Origin of the sequence: Actinoallomurus bryophytorum (assembly GCF_006716425.1) — a bacterium.
Taxonomy (GTDB): Bacteria; Actinomycetota; Actinomycetes; order Streptosporangiales; family Streptosporangiaceae; genus Actinoallomurus; species Actinoallomurus bryophytorum.
On record NZ_VFOZ01000001.1, the window covers coordinates 5,226,251 to 5,249,576 of the forward strand.

Consider the following 23,326-nt stretch of genomic DNA (forward strand, 5'->3'; position numbering starts at 1 on the left):
ACCCTGTGACACGATATTCGGCACCCACACGGTGACCGCGCACCCGACCGGGGCTTGGGCGGTGCAGCAAGCCCGCAACCTGACCATGGACTTGGGCGACCGCATCCACAGCCTGCGATTCGTGATCCACGACCGCGACTCGCTCTTCACCACCGCGTTCGCCGAGGTGTTCAAAGCCGAGGGACTGCGGATCACCACCACCCTGCCGCGAACCCCACGGATGAACGCCATCTGCGAGCGCGTGATCGGAACCCTGCGCCGCGAGCTCCTGGACCGGATCCTGATCGTCGGCGAACGCCACCTGGCCCTGGTGCTCCGCGAGTACCTGATCCACTACAACGGCCACAGGCCGCACCAATCCCGACACCAACGGCCTCCAGACACCGAGACCCATCCGATCCGGGGATCGGCCGAACCCATCGACCTACGCCACATCCGCCCAAAACCCGTCGTGGCAGGCTTGATCAACGAATACCACCACGCCGCATAGCCGCAGGCCAAGCCACGTAACTCAGTATTCGAGCGGGACACCGTCAGGTACGCCAGCCGTAACAACACGGCCAACCATCACGCCGCGGCGACCGCGCCCCGGCACCACACTTCCGACGCAATCAGCCGAGCCGTCCCGCAGTGGGGCGCCGACACGCGCGATCACAGCTCTCACCTGCACGGATGTAGTTTTCGGCAGGCACAGGGTCCGTGCCGGCCTCCAAAGCTCTTACCTGCCCGGATGGCATTTTCGGCAAGCGCAAGGCCGAATAGGGCTCGGATCAACCGGTAGAGAATCGACAACAGCACCCCGGGACGTTGCCAGCCCCGATAGTGATCCCGTAGTGAAACCCCAGATCGCGGCGTGAGACTGAGTTTTCGAGCCCCACAGGTTGATAGCTCGATCCACCACCTTTTCCATGGTCGGATCGTTCGCCAGCTCAGAAAAGCCTCGCGCCAAAGCGGGAAGTGCATCGTTGACGAGCTGCCATGCGCGTTGCTTCGCGTCAGAACGGCTCAGGGAGGTCGGTGACGGTCAGCTCGGTGAGCTGGTCGGGTGTGGGGCCTGGGTGGTTGGCGAGGCGTGCGGCCTGGCGTTCGATGGTCTGCTCGAAAAGGGTGCGGGCGTCGCGGGCGTTGCCGAGCGTGTCTGCGTCCTGCGCGCGGTGAAAGCGCTGGGTGATCTTGGCGAGCGCGTCGTCGGACCATCGGTAGTGGTGGTTCTTCGCCTGCAGCTGGATGATCTGCGCGAGCTCGTCGGCGTCGTAGGCCGGGAACTCGATGGTGCGGGAGAACCGGGAGCGCAGACCGGGGTTGATATCCAAGAATTCGGTCATCTCCCTGGTGTAGCCGGTGACGATGACGACGAGGTCATCGCGGTGGTTCTCCATGAGGCGGACGAGCTCGTCGATGGCCTCGAGGCCGAGGTCGGAGTTCGTGCCGAACGTGCGGGACAGCGTGTACGCCTCGTCGATGAACAGCACGCCGCCCAGCGCCGACTCCACGACGGCCCTGGTTTTCAGCGCGGTGGCGCCGAGGTACTGGCCGACGAGGTCACTACGGCCGACTTCGATGACCTCGCCGGTGGCCAGCGCGCCGAGTGCGGCGAGCAGCCGGCCGTAAAGGCGGGCAACGGTGGTCTTGCCGGTGCCGACCGGTCCGGAGAACACCAGGTGCCGGCTGATCGGCGGCACCGGCAACCCGACGGCTTCGCGTTGCTTGGCGTTGCGAACCAGGTTGATCTGGGTGCGGACCTGCTCCTTCACCGGCTCAAGCCCGATGAGCTGGTTCAGCTCCGCCAGTCCGTCCAACTCTTCCATGTTGTCCGGCATGGTGACCGGCGCCGACCGCACCCTGTCTGCAACGAACGGTGGAACGTCCTCCGCACCGGCGCCCGCCGGCAGTCGCCGCTGCTCGGGTGTGCCCTCGACCGGGTCCTCGATGCGGACCTGTCGGCCGCGTAGCACCGGCTCGTCGGCGTTGCCGGCGATCCGGCAGCGCACCAGTCGGCCGGTGCACCCGGCGTCGATCCGGACGCCCTCCGCCGTACCGTCGACGAATTCGCTGTCCAACACCTCCACCCGCACGGTGTCCTTGGCCTGCAACCCCGCGCCGCCGCTCGACCGCACGGCCAGCCGCCGCGCGTCCAGGCGCGCCTCGCCGGACATGAGCACCCCGCTGCGCGCGGTCTCGGTCACCGTGCAGCCGCGCACGGTCAGCTTGCCCGAGCCGCTCGCGGCCAACCCCACTACGCTCCGCTCGACCGTGCTCTCCTCCACCGTGAGCCGTGCGCCCGAATCCACGGCGACTGCGGCGACCTGCGCGTCCAGGATCGTCATGCCGCGGACGAGGACATGGCTATCGTCATTCTCGGCATTTATCCCGGTCGCGCATCGCTGTACCGTGCCGCCGACAACCTCGACCTGGCCACCTTGCGCGATGTTGACACCAGCCTCCACCACGTCCGTGATCGTCAGCCCGGTTAAGGTGCCTCTCCCGCCATTAACCTCGACGCCCGTCTTGGCGCCCTCAACCCGCGTGTTGGTGGCCACGACGGTGCCGGTTGGTTCGATCGTGATCCCGGTGGAGCCGGCCTGGCTGATTGAACAGTCCTCGATGGTCACCATGCCCATGGTCGTCACGTAGGCCCCGCTCATCGCCGGCCGGTTGACCGTGCTCCGCCGCAACGTGAGCTGCCCGCCCTGCTTCGTAACTACGGCATCACCGGTGATCGTGCAACCGACGACCGTCACGTTCGACCGGTCGGTGGAGGCCACGGCCGGATAACGGCCCCCGCGGAAGGTACTGTCCGAGACGGTCACCTCGGACTGCAGGGCGCCCCGCACGGCGTTCCACCCGCAGTCCTCAAATGTGCAACGCTCGAGGATCGCTGTGGCGTTGGAGATCCACACGCCGTTCTTGCTCGGCGCAGTGACCGTGGTGTCCCGAACCTGCACGTTCGCGCCGTCCACGACGAAGATCTGTGCATCGGTGGCACGGGTGAAGACACACCGCTCGATCACGCCCGTTGCGCCGGCGCTATAGGCGACGCGGGCGCCGTCGACCCGGCAAAACTGCAGGGCCATCGAAGTCCGCGACTTTGCCCACGCAAGGTTCAAGATTTCGCCGTCGTCGGATTCGAGGCCTCCGCTCGCTTGGTCGGCCTCGCGGCGCAGCTCGACGTGGTCGAGTACCAGCGTCCCTTCGGACAGCTCGACCGTGCTCATGTTCTTGATCGCGGGCCCCGCGATGGTGATCCCGGTGACCCGCACCGACCCGAAGACCTGCAGGGCCGTGCCGGACGTCCACACCAGCTCCACCGGGCCGTCACCAGCGGACACCAGCTCCACCTGCCCGCGCAGCGTCACGGCCTCGCGATACGTGCCCGGACCTATCACCACCCGCACCGCACGCGCCCGCGCCAACCCGGCGGTGACCGCCTCGCCGATCGACGCGAACTCCCCGGGCCGGCCGGAGTCGGGTGCCTCCACCGACAAGGTGCACACGCCGTCGGATGCCTGTTCAGCGGCACCACCGACAATGCGGCCGCCCTGTTCACCACTGGACATGTCCACGCACCCATCATGCACAAACCCGCCGAGCACGGTCTCAGCTCCCGAGTGTAGGCAGGCTGACCAACTATAGGGGCGGTCAGGGTAGGTCTCTCGAAGGTTCCTGATGGTGGGCAGATCTTTGGGTCCTCCGGTGTCCTTGTCGGTGTCGCTCATCGGCAGCAGCCGCATCAACGTGAACACGCTCGAAAGCGCCAGATAGGGCAGGCGCAACAGCACGATGAGTCATCGTGACGCGTCCGTACTCGTCAGCTGTTCTGGAGAGCCTGCAGGTCACAGCCCACGGATGCGGTTTTCGGCACCCGCACGGTCATCGGTGGCGGGATAGGGCCTTTGGGTGGTCCCGTTACAGTGGCCGGCGGCGCAGCCGGCGGTGGAGTCATCGGTGGATTCCTTGGTCTCGCCTGGGGTACGGGGTTGTACTTCGCCGAATAGAATTTTTGATCAAATGAGAAAGGTCACGTAAATATGTCACGGCGCGGCAATTGACAGCGCAATATTTCCGTACAGCAATTCTGTGTAGCGGTAGTCGTGGCTTTTCTTATCAACCTCGGACTCGGCTTCCTTCTGGAAGAATTTGGTCTTCCTCGCTGGGTGTCGTTGTTGGGGGAGGCAGTAGTCGTCGCCGTGTGCGTAGCCCTGCTTCTTATATATGCACCCAAGAGAAGTTCGCGTAGGTAGCGAGGAAGTCGAATACACGTCTGGTGCTCAGACGCCGCAATCCACTCGATGGGGCGGCGTCTTAGTGCTTATGAACTGCGCTGAAACTGAACCCTGTAGGTGCCGAAATCGTGTCACACTACGCGTGTCGGTGCCGAATATCGTGTCACCTCATGCGACCTGGGCGTATTCGTGTAAGAGGCCGCCGAGTCGGTCTCGTCGGGTGACCTTGATGTCGGCGTCGACCGAGTCGGGCAGCGCTCGCAGCGGGCTGGCTTGGCTCAGGGCCCGGTGCGGGCGGTGTTCATTGAAGTAGGTTTCGTACTCGGCGAGGACCGTGCGCAAGTGGCGTTCGTTCATGATGAGGATCCGGTCGAGAATCTCGCGGCGTACGCTGCCAACCCGCCGTTCCATGATCGCGTTCATCCGAGGGGCTTGCGGTGCGGTGAGCACCACGCGGATGCCCTCGGTCGTGAACACCTCATCGAACAGGGCGGTGAACTTGCTGTCTCGGTCCGTGATCAAGATCGGAAGTCGCCGGCCCGATCGCCCAGGTCGAGCATCAGGTTGCGGGCTTGTTGGGCGACCCAGCCGGCGGTTGGATGCGCCGTGACACCCAGGACGTGGACCCGCCGCGTGGCGTGCTCTTCCACGGCGAAGCAGTACAGCCGCGCGAGCATGACCGTCTCGGCGCTGAAGAAGTCACAAGCTAAGATTCCGGATGCTTGGGCTTTGAGGAACTGAGCCCAGGTCGGGTCGCTGCGCCGGGGCGCTGGATCGAAGCCGGCCTTCTTCAAGATCGCTCAAACGGTGGCCGGAGATACCTTCCGGCCCAGGCTGGCGATCTGCCCGGCGATGTGCCGATATCCCCAGTCCGGGTTCTCGGCGGCCAGGCGCACCAGGGCTCGGATGGTGGGTCGGATCGGTGGTCGTTCCGGCCCGCGCTTCGGGTAGGTCCAACGTCGTTTCACCAGATCGGCGTGCCAACGCAAGAGCGTCCGCGGAGTGATGAACAGGTGATGCCGGCGGCGTCGGGGGAGCAGACGCGCGAGCGCAGAAATGATCGCCCGGTCCGCCCACGAAGGCCGGGGAGTCGCGACCTGGCGGCGGAGCACCGCGAGCTGATGGCGCAACACCAGGATCTTTGCGTCCTTCGACGCCTGTGATCGGGCGAGCAGCGCAATCCAGCCGAACACCCGTAAGACGATCAGGTACAACAACCGCAGTGCCATCTCGCGATCCTGCCGGAGACGAGCCACCGACCACAGCGAAACCCCAGATCAGCCTCTGTGACACGATATTCGGCACCCACAGGAGAGAACCGCGGCCTTCCTTCACCCCATCCGCCAAGTCGAGCCTGGATCCCCCCGCACCCGCGCAGGGACCTAGCGATGGCGAGTCGAATCGAGAGAAGGGAACATCGTGACGCTGGTCGCACGACCACTGGCCGGACCCGGGCGGCCCGGCACCGTACTCGACCTGGCAACCCAGGCGGGATGGAACGTCATCACGGATGACAACGACAACACCCACGCCTTCCCGGACGACTGCCGCGTAGTTCTCACATGCCTTCCCAGCCGCCGCGCAAACCGCTCAGCTGCTCGCCGCGATCACCGGGCGCCGGGGTGTGGAGATCGGCGTGGGCACCGGGCGGATCGCTGTCCCACTGGCCGCAGCCCGGGCCGACACCGACACCGTCGCCGACCCTGTCGTCGTCATGACGTCGCGGTTTCAGCCGAGGGGGCCTGGGCGGCGGTCAGTGCCCGCACGGTCGCCTGCAGGGTGCGGGCAAGTTCGTCGGGTTCGACGGGCTGATCGGTGTCGAGCCAGGTCAGGATGGCATCGAAGATGAGGGCCGCCACGAGGGCGGCGATCCATCGGCGTCGGGCCGGGTCGGGGATGCGTTCACGCAATCGGGTCTCGGCAGTGTGCGTGGCGTTGGTGTCCAGTTCGTCGACGTAGTCGGCGAAGTCCGGTTCCTGGCGGGCGTGGCGGTACAGCAGCCGGAAACCGTCTGGGGCCTCGCGGGCAGCCAGGGCGAGTTCTGCCACGGTGTCGGCGTCGAGTTGCGGGTCGCGCACGTGGTCGCGGATGCGTCGGCGGGTGTCGAGCAGGACCGCGAGGTAGAGGTCGTGCTTGGACTCGAAGTGCCGGTAGATGATCGCTTTGGTGACCCCCGCGGCGGCGGCGACGTCGTCCAGGCTGGTGGCCGCGAAACCGGCGTGCATGAACGAGCGGGCCGCCGCCGCCACGAGCTGGGCTCGGCGCTCTTCGCGGCCCAGCCGTTGCCGCGTTGCCTTCGACCTTTCCTTACTCACCTTGCCACCACCGGACTTCCTCTAGTATCCTCAACGGTGTACACCAGAGAGTGTACATGGTTCGGTTAAAAATGGCGCCGCACCGGGACTTTAGCGGGCTCTCGGCGCCGGCAAGGAGAGGGGTTTGGCATGGATCGGCTGCCGTTCGCACGCGGGCAGGACCTGCTGGCGTTGGCGCCGCGATACCGGCAACTGCAACAGCAGGCCCCCGTCTCGCGGGTGTGCACCCCGGTTGGGGATACCGCATGGCTGGTCTGCGGGTACCCCGCGGCCAAGGCCCTGGCCGCGGATCCACGGTTGGCCCGTTCCCGCCCGGACCCGGCCGGTGCAGCCAAGGTCAACGATTCGGCGCTGCAGGCCTTCGCACGCGAAGGCACTGACGCCGAGCATCGGCGCGTGCGGCGCCTGTTGGCGCCGGCGTTCTCCGCCAAACGTATGGCGATGCTGCGCACCCACGTCGCCGATCTGGTCGAGCAGATCCTGGGCGGCCTGCCCGTCCCGCCGGTCGATCTGCACGCCGAATTGTCCACGCCGTTGCCGGTCATGGTGATCTGCGAACTACTCGGCGCGCCATACGCCGACCACACCCGGCTTCGGGACTGGTCGAACCGGCTTGCCGGCATGACCAATGCGGCATCCTCGGATGCCGCCAAAGACGGGCTCCGGAGCGGCCAACCGCGACCCGCGGGCATTCGAGCGCCCCGACGAGTTCGACATCGAGCACTCCCCGAACCAGCACCTCACCTTCGGCCACGGCGCTCACTACCGCATCGGCGCGAGCCTGGCACGTATCGAACTCCAAGAAGTGTTCACACGGCTATTCCGTCGGATCCCCACTCTGCGGTTGGCCGTGTCCCACCAGCAGCTTCGCGTCCACGCCGATCGCATCACCGACGAACTCACCACCCCGCCCGTCACCTGGTAACCCCCGGACCCGCGACCCATCACGTCTGAAGGAGAGTCTCATGTTCCTCGTCCCGCTCCTGTTTCACAGCTACCTCGGCCTCACCGGCACCATCGTGCTGGTCATCGCGCTGGTTGCACTGCAAGTCGCACTCCGCCGCCGCCGCGCCCGGCGCATCACCACTCCGAGACCCTCGCGATGACAGACCCGTACGGGGAGATCGACGCCGACGTTCTGGTCGTGGGGGCCGGTGCGACCGGGTTGATGCTGGCCTTCGAGCTAACCCTGGCCGGCGCGAAGGCGATCGTGGTGGAGAAGGCCGAACACCCCAACCCTCAGTCCCGGGCCGGCAGTATCCAACCGCGCACCGCGGAAGTGCTGGACATGCGGGGCCTGCTCGATGAGATCTCCGACCCGGCGACCCGGACTCTGTCGCGCGTGGGGCACTTCGCCGGGCTGCCCGTGCGGCTTGACTACACCGCGTGGAACACGCCCTACCCAGCCAGCTTGGCCATTGGGCAAAGCCGCATCGAACGCCACCTCGAACGCCTGCTGACCGGGAACGGCACGCTGGTCGAGCGTGGTCACGAGGTCCTCGGCGTCGCTCAGGACGAAGACGGTGTCGAGATCAGGACCGAGCAACGTCGCTGGCGGGCCCGCTATCTGGTCGGCTGTGACGGCGCGCACTCCGCCGTGCGTCGCCTGAGCGACGTCGCATTCCCCGGGCACCCCGCCACCAGTCGCTCCACCGTGGTTGACCTGGACCTCACCGGGGACACCCCACCTCCGGGGCAGCACTTCTCTGACTACGTCCACCACGCCGGCGACCGCTGGACGCTGCTGCACCCGGTCGAGGGCCACCGGTTCCGCATGATGTTCGGTCGCACCGGCGCCGATCTCGCCGAGACCGACGAAGGCCCGGTGACTCATGAGGAAGTCGCTCAAGCGTTGCGGGCCACCCACAGCGACCGTGTGCAGGTGCGCGCGGTGCTGGCGGGGTCCCGGTTCAGCGACGCCACCCGCCAGATCGAGCAGTACCGCCACGGCCGGATCCTGTTCGCCGGCGACGCCGCACACATCCACGCCCCGCTCGGTGGCCAAGGAGTCAACCTCGGTATCCAGGATGCGACCAACCTCGGCTGGAAGCTGGCCACCGAACTGCGCGGCGACGCCCCCGCCGGGCTGCTCGACAGCTACCATGCCGAACGACACCCCGCCGCCGCGCAGTCGCTGCAACTGACCCTGGCTCAGCGGGCCATCATGAACCCCACCGCACCCGAGTCCAGCGCTCTGCGCGGTCTCATGCTCGACCTCGCCGAACTCCCTGACGTGGTCGCGCGGCTGTCCGGGCTGATGTCTGGTTTGGCGCTGCGCTACGAGCTACCCGGGCCCGACCATCCGCTGCTGGGTGCCCGAGCACCCGAGACCACCCTCGCCACCGATGCCGGCCCGCGGCGGCTCGCTGAGCTCTTGCACTCCGGCCGCGCGGTCATCCTGCTGTTTTCCGACCAGCTCCGACCCGAGCTGCCCGACAGCCCGCATGGCCCCTTGATCATCCGGGCCGACCCGGCACTCGAAATCCCCGCCGGTGCCGCCCTTGTCCGTCCCGATGGTTACATCGGCTGGGTCGGCGACGACATCACAGGTCTGACCCAGGCACTCGCCACCTGGATCACCAACCGAACACCTCGCCACAGCGCGTGACCAGATCCACCGTTCGGCGAAGGCGTTGACTTTCGGAGCTCGGGGCGGAGTGCGCAGTACTCGGATGTCGGCTGCCGTGAAAACGGCGTCGAAGGCGTCGGTGAATTTGGTGTCCCGGTCGCGGATGAGGAAGCGGAAGCCTTGGGCGCGATCGTCTAGGTCCATCAGTAGATTCCGGGCTTGCTGCGTCACCACGTACCGGTCGGGTGCCGGGTTGCGCCCAGGACGTGGACACGGCGACTGGCGATCTCGACCACGAAGAACACGTGGATGCGCTGGAGGAAGACGGTGTCGACGGTGAAGAAATCACATGCGAGAACGGCCGCCTGAGCGCACAGGAAGGTAGTCCAGGAGGTGTCGATCCTACGTGGCGCGGGGTCGATACCGGCTTGATGCAGGATCCGCCAGACGGTCGCAACCCCGACCCGGTAACCCAACCCGAGCAGCTCACCCTGGATCCGTTTGTGCCCCCAGGACGGATTTTCCGCGGTCAGGCGCAGCACGAGCTGGCGGATCTCGGCGCGGACCGGCGGCCGTCCCGGTGTCTTGTGCGGGTAGGTCCATTTTCTAGCGATCAGTTCACGGTGCCACCGCAACAACGTGGCCGGCGTTACGACGAATGCGTTCCAGCGGGCGCGTGGCAGCAGGCGCGATAAGGCGGTTAGCAGCACTCGGTCTGCTGGCTCGAGCGCCGGACGGTCGACTTGCCTGCGCAACACCGCGAGCTGATGACGCAGTACGAGGATCTCGATGTCCTTGGCGGCGTCACCGCGGATCCGCAGCAACATCACACCGAGAGTGTTCCGCGTCAGGCCGTACAACAGCGACCACACCATGTCGATCCAGCCTGCCCGACGTTCGCATGAGCGAACGCGGCGGTGAAGAGCGGATCGCGATCATGGATGAGGAACCGCAGCGTTTCGAGGCGGTCGCCTAAGTCCATGGTGAGGTTGCGGGCTTGTTGCACCGCCCAGGCACCGGTCGGGTGTGCGGTCACTCCGCCCAGATGCAGTCTTCGGGTGCCGTGCTCGATGAATATCAGCACGTACAACCGTTTGAGCAGTACCGTCTCGACCACCAGGAAGTCACAGGCGAGGATCGCGTGTGCCTGGGCGGCCAGGAACTGCCGCCAGCTAGGCCCGGTCCGCTGCGGCGCGGGATCGATGCCGGCGGTGTGCAGGATCTCCCACACCGTGGAAGCGGCGATGGTATACCCCAACCGCGCCAGCTCACCTTGGATCCGCCTATGGCCCCAGGTCGGGTTCTCCCGCGCCATCCGAAGGATCAGCGTCTTGAGTGACGCACTGGTGGAGGGTCGTCCTGGCCGGCGCCGTTCGGTGAAGGTCTACTTTCGGGCCGCCAGCCTGCGGTGCCAGCGCAAGATCGTGGTCGGGGTGACCGGGAAGATCTCGGCCCATCGGCAGCGGTTCACCAGCCGTGACAGCGCCGTGAGCCAGAGCCGGTCGGTGTGATCCCATCGCGGCCGGCCTGCGGCCTGACGGCGCAGCACTTGGTTCTCGTGACGCAGCACGAGTAACTCAACGTCCTTGGACAGGTCAGACCGGACCAGCGCCGCGAGCAGGCCGAACAAGCACCTCAGCAAGCGATAGACGAGCGATAACAGCACCTAGAGATGGTCTCAGTCGCAGCTCTGATCCCGCAGCAAAACCCCAGGTCACCGTACGAACCGAGTTTTCGAGCGGGACACCGTCGCAGCGAAAAGTCATCCAAGCCCAGACCCGCGGTGTCGCCACCGCCGGCAGCGGGATACCCAGCAAAGCCCGCAGCGCTGCATGCCGGGAGAGCTGCACTCCTAGCGCGAGGAACACGCGGGCACTGGCCCGGCCCGCTAACTCCCGCACCACCGCCCCGACCTGCGCAGACAGGCGGACTGTTCGCCTCTGATAACGCTCCAGCACCCCACAGACCTGTTCCCGGAACGTCCGCCGGGGCACCGCCAGTCCCGGCAGGCGAGCCGGCGGACCCGCACGTCCACCACCACCCGCCGCCCGTCGACCGGAACATCGGCCACGGTCCGCTCACACCACGCATGGACATGAACAGTCTCCACAGCACATCCCGGGCACGCTACGGGAATCTCCCGGCTGCGGGCCCGCACCCGGATCAGCCGCCCTCGTCAGCGACATCCTCGATGACCAGGGCCGACAGCCCAGAAAACACGGTTTTAACAAGATCGTTAAGACTGCACCGGGCTCATCGTGGCATCGCAACACCCTCCGTCACCACCGAAAGAGCGACAGAGCCGAAAACCGTACAGTCCCCGTTCACGTGGCCAGGAACGCACCGTTCGCGCAGGATGTGCCGGGCCACCCCCTGTGGCCGGCAGCAGGCATGACATGACCGACGACAGGCACCACGGGGCGTCGGACAGCACGCGCGATGGAGTAGGAACCACGGATCAAGATGTCGGCGGCGCTGAGTGAACCGGCCGAGCCGTGTGATCGGTGCGCTGGAAATAGCCTTACTGGCTAGCGGCTTCGGCACCACGCTCATGCCGATGACGAGTGCATTGCGGCTGACGGTCGTTTGGGTCAGATGTCCGAGGCGCGTCGAGGGTGTCCGCGAGGAGACTTGAGCGCCTGTGAGGGATCGGCAGCCTCGATGCGGCGCAGTTGGACGGCGATAGCCTGCTGCTCCTCGGTGAGGCCAGACGGTTGCTGCTGCCACCAACCCGGGCCCCAGCGCAGGACCTTGCCATACAAGGTCAGGATCAGGCCGGCCTCGAAGCTCTGCGTGGGATGCCGGACGGACCGTACGAGCGGATCGTTGTCCCGCTCCCCTTCGTAGCGTCCGGACCCGGTGACGTAGCGGTTGGTCCACTCGGTGTAGCAGTCGACGAATACCCAACCCGAACCGTCGGTTGGCGCATAGCACAGTACGCGTCGGTCGGCGACGAGGCTGGGTGGTCCGAACGTGGCCTCGACCTCGCTCCGGCGCACATCCTTGCCGTCAAAGCACTCGGCCAATCCGGTGATCAACTGATCCCAGGCCCGTGCATCGAGGACCCGGTCGACCTGGAGGTAGCCCAAGCGGTGGAACTGCTCCGCCCAGACCGAGGCGACCTCCGCGACGTAGTTCCCTTCATTGCCGAACATGGCCGCAAACGGCCCCACCACGCCCAGCTTGCCGTAACGACGAATCACCTCGTGCGTGCTGTCGAGGTCGCCTTCGCGCTCGTCGAGGAAACACAGGTCGGCCAGTAACCCACGCAGTTGGATGTCGACCGCGGCGCCGCCACTGGTTGTGTACATACCGGCCCGAGCAATCATCAATGGGACAAGGTCCAACCACCGTTGCCGCAGCTCCGCCGCCGACCGCATTGCGCCAGGCTAGCCGCCAAAATCAAACGCACCAACATGCCGCTGATCGCGCCCTCATGCCGATGACCGGAAGGCTGGGTCAGTTCGCAGGGGCGCGGTGGTGGGCTTGGTCGATGATCTGGTCGGCGGTCTGGTCCGGGGTGAGGGCCGCGGTGTCGAACCACCAGCCGACGTCGCCGAGTTCGCGTTTCATGTCGGCTTCGAGGGTTTCGTAGTCGTCGAAGTCGAAGCGGTCTTGTGGGTCTCGGATGGTGTTGCGGTAGCGGCATGCTTCGATGCCCGGGGTGAGGACGATGAACAGGACCCGGCGCGGTGCGAGATGGTCGAGGAAGAAGTCCAGTTTTCGCCGGGTGGGGACCATCGCGTCGATCATGGGGGTGAAGCCGGCGTCGGCGAAGTTGGCGGCCAGCGCGCACAGGTTGCGGTGCGTCAGCGTCACCTGCCGGACCGCCTCGTCGGCGGGCTCGCCCAGGGCCCAGACGTAGCCGCTGACGACCATCTGGTTGAGTTCGTCTCCGTCGAGCCGTGCCGCGCGCGGCAGTCGCTCGGCGACCAGCCTGGTCACCGTCGACTTCCCGGCTCCCGGCATCCCGGTCACGAGCAGGCAGCACTCGGCAAGACCCATGGTCGGAATTGTGGCGACGCGCTGGCGAATCGGCAATCGAATTCCCCGTCAGCGGACGTGGCGGAAGAAGGTACGTAGTTCATCGACGTACAGGTCGGGTTGCTCCAGGGCGGCGAAGTGGCCGCCTTTGCCGAGTTCGTTCCAGTGCCGGATGGGGTGAAGCGTTTGGCCGTCCAGCGGCGGGACGGGCGCGGGATCCCTTTGAGGAAGATCGAAGAGCCTGCCGGAACGTCGATGGTGTCGGTGGTGGCCCGGCTAAACCACTCCTGCACCTGGCGGAAGCTCTCCCAGTAGAGCCGGGTGGCCGAGGCGCCGGTGCCGGGCAGCCAGTAGAGCATCACGTTGTCGAGCAGTTCGTCCCTGCTGATCGCGTTCTCCGGATGGCCGTCGCAGTCGGTCCAGGTGCGGAATTTCTCGACGATCCAGGCGCACAGCGCAGCCGGCGAGTCGGCCAGGCCGTATCCGATCGTCTGCGGCTTGGTCGATTGGACGGCGGCGTATCCCGCTTCCTGTTGTCCGGCATGCTCCAGGTCGGTAAGGGCCGCCCGCTCGGTGTCGCTGAGGTCGCCGAAGGTCGCCGGGTCGGGGGCGGCGAGCGGCGGGATCAGGTGGATACCGGCCAGGTGCCCAGGATCTTGCTGACCGAGACACGTGGTGACGCTGGTGCCCCAGTCGCTGCCCTGCGCGCCGTACCTGTCGTAGCCGAGCCGCTCCATCAGGGCGGCCCACGCGGCGGCGATGCGTTCGACGCCCCAACCCGGCGCGGCGGGCTTGTCGCTGAAGCCGTATCCGGGAGCCGAAGTCTGGCGGATGTCCGCTGACCGGCCAGGTGGTGTCCGGCAGGTAGACGACGCGAGCTTGATCTGCTGCTTTCGCGTGGAACGGGAGAAGGCGTGCCCTGATACTGCTGCCCTGTTCAGGGGTGGTGATGGGGAGTGTCCCAAGCGGAGGAAACCGTGAGGGGTCGAGTGCCGTCGCGGGGCGCGCCGGCGGACCCGCTCGTAGTAGCGATGAAGCCCTTGTAATGAGGGTGGAGCCAAGGGGCGGGGTCATCTGTGGCTGTGTTCGTTCGGTCAACCGGACAACGTCCGGGAGGAGCTGTATGGGCGAGCTGAAATCGAAGGCCTAGTCGTTCGATAGCACCATGGATAAGTGGCGCAGCATGCTCGGTGTAGCTGTGTTCGCGTTGTCGACTCTCTATGGAGGCCCAGAGGATTTGGCCCTAGCCGGAGGCCTGAAGTTTCTAGGAAAGTTCCTCGGGCTGGCGCTCAAAGCCCGCAAAGCAGCCCCCCGCGTCCGTAAGGCAATCAACACTGTAAGAAAGGCGGGCTGTACAGCAGCGAACAGCTTCACCCCCGATACCGGCGTACTCCTCGCCAACGGCAAACATAAAGCCATAGGCAAGATCAAAATTGGCGATAAAGTACTCGCCACCGACCCGGTTACAGGGAAGACAAAACCTCAGCCCGTCGTAGCCCTCATCCGCGGGCACGGAACCAAGCATCTCACCGCCGTCACTATCGACACCGACGGCGACAAAGGCCACCACACCGCCACCATCACCGCCACCGACCAACATCCCTTCTGGGCCACCACCACACGACCAGGCCACAGACCCTCAGGCCACTGGACCAACGCCACCGACCTCCACGCCGGCACACACTTGCGCACAGTCACCGGCCACACGGTCAAGATCACAGCCACACGCCACTACACCGAGCCTCGATCCGTCAACAACCTCACCATCGCGAACCTCCACACCTACTATGTGGAGGCAGACGGCACGCCCGTGCTGGTCCATAACGCCGCAGATGAATGCCGCGTCGTACAACAAACACTGGGTCCGGACGGGCCTGCTGAGGGTGTTAGTGCTGCTCGCGGCGACCGGGTCGATCCTGGCCACGAACAGACTTTGGTTAACGAGGCAGGTCAGGCGAACGGTTGCTCGACCTGTGATGCCAAAGAATCCGGATATGACGACGGCCATTGGACCGGCGACCACCAGCCCCCCAATAAGCTCGCGCCAAAGGGGCCGTGGACGCTATACCCCCAATGTAAGCCCTGCGCTCGCCAGCAAGGCGGTATGGTGAGAACGCTCAAGGGGGATTGGTACAAGTTTGATCCACTTCCAAGATAAAAGGCGGATGTAGTGCACCTGGGAGCGTTCACGGCCCGGTTTTCGCATGGACTGTTGGTGATTGCGGCACCCGAGAGTGTCGATCCACATGAAGATTGGGATGCGGCAGCGGTATCCATACATGCCGGTCCTGATTCAGTGTACGTAGGGGTTAGAGAAACTGCTAGCGGGCTAGTCATGGTTTCGTGTGTTGAGGCGTCAGAGGTAACAACCGATCTCGTGCACGCATTCTCTGGACACCTTTCGCTGCCGAGTGCGCGCTTGAGGTTTTGTGATCCCGATGAGACGATCTGCATGACCGTTCCAGTCAGTGAGGAAGAAGTAGAAATTAATATCTATACTAATGGCGGCGATGAACCTTCGGAGTTGCTCGTTCAAATTAGGAGCTATTAAAAAATTTAAATGGCTCCAGGTCTGGTGCCTGTAGGTGTCGAAAACTCGGCCACGAGCTCTGAGCTAGAGTCCGCCGTTTCGTGGACGAACCAACGTTCGGCTGGCAGGCTCGAGAAGCATTTGGGCCCGGCCGGTGGCCGAAGAGTGGGCCGAACAGGGCCGCCGTTCCGCCGAGGGCCGGATTACGGCCGTCTGCGTTGACGGAGAAGCCGGGCCTCTGCCGCCCGGCATCTCCGAGGTGTGGGCGAGGTTCAGCCGTAGCTTGCAGGCCGGAACTCGGCGTCCCGCCTTTTCGGCGCTGCGAGCACGAGAGACGATGGGCGAAGGTTTGTCAGCTAAACCCCCACCGGCACAGGCAAGAGCGCATCGGCCCAGCTCGCCAGCGCCTAGCAGCCACCGCACAGCTCAGTAACGATCGCCGCAATGGATCGGACGCGTACGTACCGGGTGCGGCGCTGCGGGTGCCGGAAATTGCGTCCGCGCAGGTCACGCGGCATGTTGGTACTCATGGAGGACACCTGTGGGGCTCGAAAACTCTAATTCCGCTACGCGACCTGCGAGTATTCGTTGATCAGGCCGCCGAGGATCTTCCGGCGGGTGACGCGTGCGGGTTGGATGTCGACCACGCAGGGGCGAGGTTCTGGTGCGACTTGCTGGAGCGATCGGTGGGGGCGGTGCTGGTTGTAATGCCGGCTGTATTCGGTGAGCACGGCCCGCAGGTGGCGTTCGCCGAAGATCAGCAATCGGTCGGTGCATTCGCGGCGGGCGGTGCCCACCCAGCGTTCGGCGATCGCGTTCGCCCGCGGTGCTTGCGGCGGCGTCCTGATGATTTTGATGCCGACCGAGGTGAATACGTCGTCGAAGCTGGTGGTGAACTTGGTATCGCGGTCGCGGATGAGGAACCTCAGCCGATCGGCGCGCTCGTCCAGGTCGATGACGAGATTCCGGGCCTGTTGGAGCACCCACATGCCGTTCGGGTTGGCGGTGAGGCCGGCGAGGTGGACCCGGCGGCTGGCGATCTCAATGAAGAACAACACGTAGATCCGCTTGAAGAACACCGTGTCGACCGTGAAGAAATCACAGGCCAGCACGGTCTTGGCCTGCGCGGAGAGAAACTGAGTCCAGGTCGGGCCGGTCCGGCGGGGTGCTGGATCGATTCCGGCCCGCCTTAAGATCAGCCACACGGTACTGGGGGCGAGCTTGTAGCCCAGGCCGAGGAGTTCTCCGTGGATGCGCCGATGTCCCCAGCAGGGATTCTCGGTGGCCAGCTGCAGCACCAGCGTTCGGATCTTGGCGGCTGTCGGTGGTCGCACACCACGACGAGGCGGGTAGGTCCACTTTCGCCGGACCGCATCCCTGTGCCAGCGCAAGAGCGTTGCCGGTGTCACAAAGAACGCCGGCCAGCGTCCGCGGGACAGTAACCGAGACAACAACGCGAGCACGGCCCGATCGGCTGGCTCGGTCCTGACCTTGGCGACCTGCCGGCGCAGCACCGCCAGCTGATGGCGAAGAACCAGAATCTCCACCTCGTTGTCAACGTCGGCACGGAACCGCAGAATCACGAACTGGGCGAACCAGATGATCGACTTGTATAGGAATGAGGCCAGCACAAGCGCTGATCCTCCCGTACGGGCTGTAATGATCGTGCGGTAACGCCGCAGGTCACCAGCCTTGACCGAGGTTTTCGAGCCCCACAGGTGCTTGCGGGACGGCAGCCCGGACGAGGCAGGTCACGAATTTCGGCGGCTAATGATGGCCACTTCGGGCCGTCCGTTATCGCGCGACGCAAGCCGTGTCGGATGGCCGCGCGGATCTAGTGCGACAAGATCACGACATCCGAGCACCCACCGAGCACCCACGGCTCGAAAACCATCCCAAAACGAACACTGGGCACTCTCGATGCGATCGAGAATGCCCAGGTCAACACGGGTGCGCCGCCAGGGACTTGAACCCCGAACCCGCAGATTAAGAGTCTGCTGCTCTGCCAATTGAGCTAGCGGCGCTTACGACGTCCGTAACCTTACCAGCCCCCCAACACCGGTCGCGAATCGTCTGAAGCCCTGTACACGCAGGGCTAGAGCTCGGTCTGCCACAGTGTGATGGCCGCCACTCGTGAGGTCACCGAGAGCTTCGCGTAGATGCGGTTCACGTGGTTCTTCACCGTCTTCTCGCTCAGGAACAGCTCCCGGGCGATCTCTCCGTTCGACCGGCCGCTCGCGATCAGGTCCATGACCTCCGACTCGCGGGCGGACAGGCCCAGGTGGGCTCGGCCCGCGTTTCGGACGGCCTGGATGAGTTTGCCGGCGGTCAGCTGGCGGGGGCTCAGGTGGCCGCTCGCCCCCTCGCGGAGGGCGGCGACGGCGGAGGAGGGTTCGGGGCAGAGGACGAACACGTGGGCCGTTCGGCTCAGGAGGGCGGTATGGCCGGCCGAGCCCAGGCCCAGCAGGACCACGTCCGGTCTGAGGCGTTCCGCGGCCTCTACGGGCTCGCGGGGCTCAGGCAGCACTTCAACCCCTTCGCTGCTTCTGAGCAGCGAGACGACGGAGGGGTCGCCGTCCACGACCATGACTCGAAGGGGCGAACTCATCCGGCCTCCGGGGGGCGCCTGTAAGGCCGGAGCATAGCCGTGACGCGCTCGAAGTGGGATGAAGATCTACAGGTCACGGCGCAAAAAGAACGACGGTCCCGCGGGGGACCGTCGCCGAATGGGGTGAGTGAGGGGACTTGAACCCCCGGCACCCAGGACCACAACCTGGTGCTCTACCGACTGAGCTACACCCACCATGTGCCGCACTTGGCGGCCTTAAGAATTGTAGCGGTTCCCGGCGGGTCCTCAGTCAACGAGCTTCGCGGCGATCGCGCGTGCCGTGTCCGAGTCCGGCCCCGGGTGGGCGACGAACACCGCCGCGCGGTAGTAGCGCAGCTCGGTGATGCTCTCGGTAATGTCGGCGAGGGCCCGATGCCCGCCCTTCTTCGCCGGGCTGGCGAAGTACGCGCGTGGGTACCACCGGCGTGACAGCTCCTTGATCGAGGAGACGTCGACCATGCGGTAGTGCAGGTGGGTGTCGAGGGCCGGCATGTCGCGGGCGAGGAAGGACCGGTCGGTGGCGATCGAGTTGCCGCACAGCGGGGCCTTCTTCACCCCCGGCACGTGCGAGCGTACGTAGTCGAGGACCTTCGTCTCGGCCTCGGCGAGCGTGATGCCGGCGCCCAGCTCCTCGAGCAGGCCCGAGGTCGTGTGCATGTCGCGCACCACCTCGGACATCTGGCGTACGGCCTCCTCGGGAGGCTTGATCACCAGATCGATCCCCTCGTCGAGGATGTTCAGCTCACCATCGGTCACCAAGGCCGCGATCTCGATGAGCGCGTCGCGCGCCAGGTCGAGCCCGGTCATTTCACAGTCGATCCAGACCAGCCGGTCGTTCATGACCTTCACCATAAGTCCTGTCAGGACACTTTGAGTGAGGAGGACGGCAGATCGGCGGCGAAGACCCGGGAGAGTGTGGGGGACGTCACACTCCGTCGTACGGGATCCCGGGTCGCAGCAGCGGGTCGGGCACGGGGACGCCGAACGACTGGGTCACCGGCAGCACGCCCGCCCAGACGTCCAGTGCGTAGTCCTCCTCGTCGTCTCCGGGAGGTCCCTGGCGCGTCTTGACCGACGCCTCGTCCAGCGGCAGTGCCAGCACCGCCGTCGCGGCGAGCTCCTTGCGCGTCGGCCTGCGGGCGGTGTCCCAGCGGCCGGGGGTCAGCTGCTCGACCACGGCGCGCAGCCCGGCGAGCTTCTCCGACGGGTCGGTGACGAGGTGGGGGCGCCCGTAGATCACGGCACTGCGGTAGTTCATCGAGTGGTGGAAGACCGACCGCGCCAGGACGAGTCCGTCGAGGTGGGTGACGGTGACGCAGATCTCTTCGGCGCGCAGGCTGACGGCACCGGTCGACCCGTGCAGGTAGAGGGTGTCGCCGTCGCGGCCGTACCCGGTGGGCAGGACGCGCGGCGAGCCGTCCACGATCACACCCAGATGGCAGAGACGGCCCGCGTCGAGGATGGCGTACAGCTCGTCGCGGTCACTGCCGGCGCGTTCGGGTAGGCGGCGGATGCGGGTGCGTTCGGTGGCGGAAAGCGCGGCGTTGGTGCTCATACCGCTCAGGTTAGGATCGAAGTGGCCTTCGCAGAATGGCCACTGGAGCGCCGAAGGGAGAAGCCACTTTGTCGCGGCACCAGTTCGACCTGCCGGTGGTCGTCGAGCGTCGTACGGAGCTTCCGCTCAGCGTCCAGGTCGGGCGCCAGTTGCGCGAGGCCATGAACGACGGGCGGGTACGCGCGGGAGAGCGGCTGCCCTCCAGCCGCGCGCTCGCCTCGGCGCTCGGCGTCAGCCGTACGGTCGTCACCGCCGCGTACGAGCAGCTCTACGCCGAGGGCTGGCTGGAAGGACGGCACGGCTCGGGCACGTACGTCGCCGACATCGCCACGGACGACGCCGTCAGGGCCGAGAGCACCGCACACCGCGGTCCCGGCCGGCCCGCCGAGGCGCCCGACATCGATCTGCGGCCGGGGATCCCGTGGGTCGACGGGCTCGACACCCCGGCGTGGCGGCGCGCCTGGCGGCTGGCGGTGACCGTCCCGCCGGTGGCCCGGCCGGATCCGCGGGGCCTGCCGGGCCTGCGCACCGCGCTCGTCGACTACCTGCGCCGCAGCCGTGGCGTCGCCTGCTCGCGGGAGCGCGTGCTGGTCACGCGTGGCGCGACCAACGGCCTCGACCTGCTCGCCGCCACGATCGTGCGGCCCGGTGACCGCGTCGGCGTCGAGGAGCCCGGCTACCCCACCGCGCGTGAGGTCCTGGCGGCGCGGGGCGCGGAGGTCGTGCCGTGCCCGGTGGACGAGGACGGCTTGGTGGTGGACGCCCTTCCCGGCGGGCTGCGCCTGATCTACACCACGCCGTCGCACCAGTACCCGCTCGGCGGCCGCCTGCCGGTGCCGCGGCGCCAGGCGCTGCTGGCCTGGGCGCGGCGCAACGGCGCTCTGGTCGTCGAGGACGACTACGACAGTGAGTTCCGCTACGACGTGGCTCCGCTGCCCGCCCTGTACGGCCTGGGCCCGGACCTGACGATCTATCTCGGTACGACGTCCAAGACGCTCGCCCCCGGGCTCGGCGCCGGCTGGCTGGTGGCGCGGCCCGACCTGGTCGAGGCGATCGCCGAGACGCGCGGGCGGCTGAGCGACCGGACCGCCGTGGTGCCCCAGGAGGCCGTACGCATCCTTCTCGAACGCGGGGACCTCGACCGTCACGTACGCCGCATGCGCGCCGAGTACGCGCGGCGGCGCGTGGCCGTCGTCGAGACGCTCGGGCACCTGCCCCTGCGGGGTGACACCGCCGGACTGCACCTCGTGGTCGAACTCCCCGAAGGGGTCACCGGCGAGGTGACCGAGCGCGCCGCCGAACGCGGTGTGCTGCTCGCCACCCTGGAGGAGCGCCACGCGGTCACGCCGGGCGTCCATGGCCTCGTGATCGGCTACGGAGGCGCGACCGAGCCCCAGATCAGGTCGGGCTGCTCGCTCGTACGTGAGCTGGTTCGGGAGGCGGTACGGGCGGCGGCAGCGGAACCTGCACGGCATCGGAGGACATGAGACGGGACGAGCGCGGGCCCTCGGTGCTGCCGGGGAGTGTCAGCTGAGGCACGCCCGCCGGCGGCTCGCGGCCGGTGATCCGGTTGGTGTCGATGGCGCCGGGCCCGGGCCCGGCGGCGTACGGCACCTGAGAGACGCCGAAATGGCCGCCCCGCGCCCACGGCCGCCGGTCCTGGCGGGCGCTGTACGCCTCCGGCGGTGGCAGCGGCTCGCCGGCCGGCCAGCGCCGCGGGACCTGCCACGCGTCGAGCCAGTCGACGATCATGCCGAGGCCCTTCATCGCCCCGCCGGTGAAGGGCTCGCGTGCGAACCCGACCACGACGATCTGCAGGCACCGCCGGCCTTCGCGGCCGATGCCGTCCGGAAGCAGCACGGCGGCCTGGGTGGCCGGCACCAGCTGCATGATCTCGCCGGTGAAGGGATTCCACACGACGTGGGCGTTCCTGCCCCGCTGCTCCAGGCGGTACGCGACCGAGCGCGCCGAGATCATGAGCGGGTCGTTCTCACTGGTATGCCAGACGGCGCGTGGCGCACCGCCCTGCAGCGGGCCGCCGTCGTGTCGGGAATGGAGTCTTCCGGCTCCGGGCAGCCATGCGTCGGACACGATGAGTTCCCCCCAGTCGGGTCGTGGTGCTGGCCCCGAATGGTCCTAAAGAAGAATGTGGTGTGTTCTCCGAGATGAGCCGGGTCGTTGTCCGGCCGAGTCTAGTTTGCGGAGTTATGTGCTGGCCTCCCCCTTTGCTGCCGTTCTGATGCATCGACGGTTCGAGTGCGTACCCTTGGTGACTCCCGGCCACCCCCTCGGGGCCGGATCCGGCCGAGTGGAGCGTGCCCGCCGGGCCGTGCGCCGCGCAGGAGGACAGGGATCTGTCAGACGCGTCCGAGGGGCGGCTCGCGTCCGCATACCGAGTCGCGTTCTAATAGGCGCGTGAGCCGAGCGAGGAGAGCGCATGACTGACCAGGTGGCCGGAGTACCCGGTATCGACGTCCCCCGCCTGTCGTCCTGGCTGGCGGAGACACTGCCCGGGGAGGAGCCGATCACCGCGATCGAGCTTCTCGCCGGCGGCCGGTCGAACCTCACCTATCTTCTACGGCTCGGCGACCGGCGCGTCGTACTCCGCAGGCCCCCCTTGGGCCACGTGCTTCCCACCGCACACGACATGCGCCGTGAGCACACCGTTCTCTCCGCGCTCGCCGGCAGCGACGTACCCGTGCCCTCGCCCCTCGCGCTGTGCACCGACGAGGACGTCATCGGCGCGCCGTTCTACCTCATGGACCACGTCGAGGGCCGCGTCCTGCGCACGCCCGAGGACGCGGTGGACGTCACGGCCGAGGAGGCACGCGCGCTCTCCGAGCGCCTCGCGGAGGCGCTCGCCGCCATTCACCTGCTCGACGTCGAGCAGGCCGGACTGGCCGAGTTCGGCCGCCCGCAGGGCTACATGGCCCGGCAGCTCAAACGATGGGGCCGGCAGTGGGAGGCATCGCATCCGGCCGACCCCGGCAGCGGGACGGACGAGGCGTACGCCCGGCTCGTCAAGCGGCTGGGGGAGCGGTTGCCGGCCGACGGGCTCACGGGCCTGGTCCACGGCGACTTCCGGCTCGACAACGCGCTCGTACGGCTGCGGCCGAAGCCGGAGATCGCGGCGGTCGTCGACTGGGAGATGTCCACGCTCGGCGACCCGCTGTCCGATCTCGGGCTGACGCTCGTGTACTGGGCCGACGCCGGCGATACCGACCGGGCCCCCGCGGCGGTCGGGTCGACCGTCACCAGCGTGCCCGGGTTCCTCACCCGCAGGGAGTTCGCCGGCAGGTACGCCGAGCTCACCGGGTTCGACCTGGCGGACCTGGACTTCTACGTGGCCTTCGGCTGCTTCAAGCTCGCGGTCATCCTGGAGGGGATCCACGCGAGGTTCCTGCAGAAGGCGACGGTGGGGGAGGGTTTCGAGCAGATCGGCGCGTCGGTGCCGGTCTTCATCGAGCGAGCCCACCGCGTGCTGGACGAGGGCGCGATCTAGGGTCTGTCTCATAGTCGTGCTGTAGCCGTGTGGCGCCGCC

General features: G+C 66.8%; 24 protein-coding genes, 2 tRNA genes and 1 pseudogene. 8 read left to right on the forward strand and 19 right to left on the reverse strand.

Annotated features, from left to right (window positions below; translation table 11 throughout):
• Positions 1-31: 31 nt before the first annotated feature.
• Positions 32-490 carry an integrase core domain-containing protein gene (locus FB559_RS24555; protein WP_221640162.1) on the forward strand — a complete coding sequence of 153 codons (459 nt, stop codon included), beginning with the start codon at positions 32-34 and terminating at the stop codon, positions 488-490.
• 505 nt (positions 491-995) lie between these two features.
• Here FB559_RS24555 and FB559_RS24560 read toward each other — a convergent pair.
• The 6 genes from FB559_RS24560 to FB559_RS45715 form a co-directional block, all read right to left on the reverse strand.
• Entirely contained in the window at positions 996-3,779 is a 2,784-nt protein-coding gene (locus tag FB559_RS24560) for a right-handed parallel beta-helix repeat-containing protein (protein ID WP_141958037.1), read from the reverse strand.
• 612 nt (positions 3,780-4,391) lie between these two features.
• Positions 4,392-4,700, reverse strand: a complete 309-nt coding sequence (locus FB559_RS44830; protein WP_221640163.1) for an integrase core domain-containing protein — start codon at positions 4,698-4,700, stop codon at positions 4,392-4,394.
• A gap of 41 nt (positions 4,701-4,741) precedes the next feature.
• Positions 4,742-5,017, reverse strand: coding sequence for a hypothetical protein (locus tag FB559_RS44835; RefSeq protein ID WP_221640164.1), 276 nt, complete (start codon positions 5,015-5,017; stop codon positions 4,742-4,744).
• A gap of 6 nt (positions 5,018-5,023) precedes the next feature.
• Positions 5,024-5,452, reverse strand: a complete 429-nt coding sequence (locus FB559_RS44840) for a hypothetical protein (protein WP_221640165.1) — start codon at positions 5,450-5,452, stop codon at positions 5,024-5,026.
• A 483-nt stretch (positions 5,453-5,935) separates the two neighbouring features.
• Entirely contained in the window at positions 5,936-6,472 is a 537-nt protein-coding gene (locus FB559_RS24570; protein WP_221640166.1) for a TetR/AcrR family transcriptional regulator, read from the reverse strand.
• A gap of 156 nt (positions 6,473-6,628) precedes the next feature.
• A complete protein-coding gene (locus FB559_RS45715; protein ID WP_246121998.1) occupies positions 6,629-7,054 on the reverse strand; it encodes a hypothetical protein in 426 nt (141 codons plus the stop codon).
• Positions 7,055-7,181: 127 nt separating this feature from the next.
• Between FB559_RS45715 and FB559_RS45720 the strand changes: the two genes are divergently transcribed.
• From FB559_RS45720 to FB559_RS24580, 3 genes are read left to right on the forward strand one after another with little or no spacing between them, the layout of a single operon-like run.
• Entirely contained in the window at positions 7,182-7,463 is a 282-nt protein-coding gene (locus tag FB559_RS45720; protein WP_246122000.1) for a cytochrome P450, read from the forward strand.
• A 40-nt stretch (positions 7,464-7,503) separates the two neighbouring features.
• Positions 7,504-7,644, forward strand: coding sequence for a hypothetical protein (locus FB559_RS44095; protein ID WP_185792380.1), 141 nt, complete (start codon positions 7,504-7,506; stop codon positions 7,642-7,644).
• Positions 7,641-9,146, forward strand: a complete 1,506-nt coding sequence (locus FB559_RS24580; RefSeq protein ID WP_141958039.1) for an FAD-dependent monooxygenase — start codon at positions 7,641-7,643, stop codon at positions 9,144-9,146. The genes FB559_RS44095 and FB559_RS24580 overlap by 4 nt, the downstream gene beginning before the upstream one ends.
• Positions 9,147-9,334: 188 nt before the next feature.
• Here FB559_RS24580 and FB559_RS24585 read toward each other — a convergent pair whose 3' ends face one another.
• Both FB559_RS24585 and FB559_RS44845 read right to left on the reverse strand, forming a co-directional pair.
• Positions 9,335-9,934, reverse strand: a complete 600-nt coding sequence (locus FB559_RS24585) for a hypothetical protein (protein ID WP_221640167.1) — start codon at positions 9,932-9,934, stop codon at positions 9,335-9,337.
• Positions 9,935-9,954: 20 nt separating this feature from the next.
• Positions 9,955-10,422 carry a hypothetical protein gene (locus tag FB559_RS44845; protein ID WP_246122002.1) on the reverse strand — a complete coding sequence of 156 codons (468 nt, stop codon included), beginning with the start codon at positions 10,420-10,422 and terminating at the stop codon, positions 9,955-9,957.
• Between the two features lie 16 nt (positions 10,423-10,438).
• Here FB559_RS44845 and FB559_RS44850 point away from each other — a divergent pair, with 16 nt between their 5' ends.
• Positions 10,439-10,618, forward strand: coding sequence for a hypothetical protein (locus FB559_RS44850; protein ID WP_221640168.1), 180 nt, complete (start codon positions 10,439-10,441; stop codon positions 10,616-10,618).
• Positions 10,619-10,853: 235 nt separating this feature from the next.
• Here the strand turns inward: FB559_RS44850 and FB559_RS45725 are convergent.
• The 4 genes and pseudogenes from FB559_RS45725 to FB559_RS24610 all read right to left on the reverse strand — a co-directional run.
• Positions 10,854-11,327: pseudogene (locus tag FB559_RS45725) on the reverse strand (transposase family protein); the annotation flags it as partial.
• Between the two features lie 371 nt (positions 11,328-11,698).
• The gene (locus FB559_RS24600) at positions 11,699-12,418 is read right to left on the reverse strand and encodes a hypothetical protein (protein ID WP_141958041.1); all 720 of its coding nucleotides are present in this window, start codon (positions 12,416-12,418) and stop codon (positions 11,699-11,701) included.
• A gap of 148 nt (positions 12,419-12,566) precedes the next feature.
• Complete coding sequence (locus FB559_RS24605; RefSeq protein ID WP_141958043.1) at positions 12,567-13,112, reverse strand: AAA family ATPase; 546 nt, start codon at positions 13,110-13,112, stop codon at positions 12,567-12,569.
• Complete coding sequence (locus tag FB559_RS24610) at positions 13,082-14,152, reverse strand: alpha/beta fold hydrolase (RefSeq protein ID WP_342780960.1); 1,071 nt, start codon at positions 14,150-14,152, stop codon at positions 13,082-13,084. Before FB559_RS24610 ends, FB559_RS24605 begins: the two co-directional genes overlap by 31 nt.
• Before the next feature lie 104 nt (positions 14,153-14,256).
• Here FB559_RS24610 and FB559_RS24620 point away from each other — a divergent pair, with 104 nt between their 5' ends.
• Positions 14,257-15,249 (forward strand): polymorphic toxin-type HINT domain-containing protein, encoded by a 993-nt coding sequence (locus tag FB559_RS24620; RefSeq protein WP_141958047.1) that lies wholly within the window; start codon positions 14,257-14,259, stop codon positions 15,247-15,249.
• 938 nt (positions 15,250-16,187) lie between these two features.
• On the opposite strand, the gene FB559_RS24625 is transcribed toward FB559_RS24620, so the two are convergent.
• From FB559_RS24625 to FB559_RS24650, 6 genes are all read right to left on the reverse strand, one after another.
• Positions 16,188-17,252 (reverse strand): integrase core domain-containing protein, encoded by a 1,065-nt coding sequence (locus FB559_RS24625; protein ID WP_141958049.1) that lies wholly within the window; start codon positions 17,250-17,252, stop codon positions 16,188-16,190.
• Between the two features lie 320 nt (positions 17,253-17,572).
• Positions 17,573-17,645 (reverse strand) — tRNA-Lys (locus FB559_RS24630).
• Positions 17,646-17,716: 71 nt separating this feature from the next.
• Positions 17,717-18,229, reverse strand: a complete 513-nt coding sequence (locus FB559_RS24635) for a response regulator transcription factor (RefSeq protein WP_141958051.1) — start codon at positions 18,227-18,229, stop codon at positions 17,717-17,719.
• A gap of 119 nt (positions 18,230-18,348) precedes the next feature.
• A tRNA-His gene (locus FB559_RS24640) sits at positions 18,349-18,424 on the reverse strand.
• A 51-nt stretch (positions 18,425-18,475) separates the two neighbouring features.
• The gene (orn, locus tag FB559_RS24645) at positions 18,476-19,069 is read right to left on the reverse strand and encodes an oligoribonuclease (protein WP_141958053.1); all 594 of its coding nucleotides are present in this window, start codon (positions 19,067-19,069) and stop codon (positions 18,476-18,478) included.
• A gap of 85 nt (positions 19,070-19,154) precedes the next feature.
• Complete coding sequence (locus tag FB559_RS24650; RefSeq protein ID WP_141958055.1) at positions 19,155-19,784, reverse strand: pyridoxamine 5'-phosphate oxidase family protein; 630 nt, start codon at positions 19,782-19,784, stop codon at positions 19,155-19,157.
• 68 nt (positions 19,785-19,852) lie between these two features.
• Here FB559_RS24650 and pdxR point away from each other — a divergent pair, with 68 nt between their 5' ends.
• Positions 19,853-21,271, forward strand: coding sequence for a MocR-like pyridoxine biosynthesis transcription factor PdxR (gene pdxR / locus FB559_RS24655; protein ID WP_246122004.1), 1,419 nt, complete (start codon positions 19,853-19,855; stop codon positions 21,269-21,271).
• Here pdxR and FB559_RS24660 read toward each other — a convergent pair.
• On the reverse strand, positions 21,183-21,875 hold the full coding sequence (locus FB559_RS24660) for a hypothetical protein (protein ID WP_141958060.1): 693 nt from the start codon (positions 21,873-21,875) through the stop codon (positions 21,183-21,185). The genes pdxR and FB559_RS24660 overlap by 89 nt on opposite strands.
• Positions 21,876-22,221: 346 nt before the next feature.
• On the opposite strand from FB559_RS24660, the gene FB559_RS24665 reads away from it, so the two are divergent.
• The gene (locus FB559_RS24665) at positions 22,222-23,286 is read left to right on the forward strand and encodes a phosphotransferase family protein (RefSeq protein ID WP_141958062.1); all 1,065 of its coding nucleotides are present in this window, start codon (positions 22,222-22,224) and stop codon (positions 23,284-23,286) included.
• The last annotated feature ends 40 nt before the right edge of the window (positions 23,287-23,326 follow it).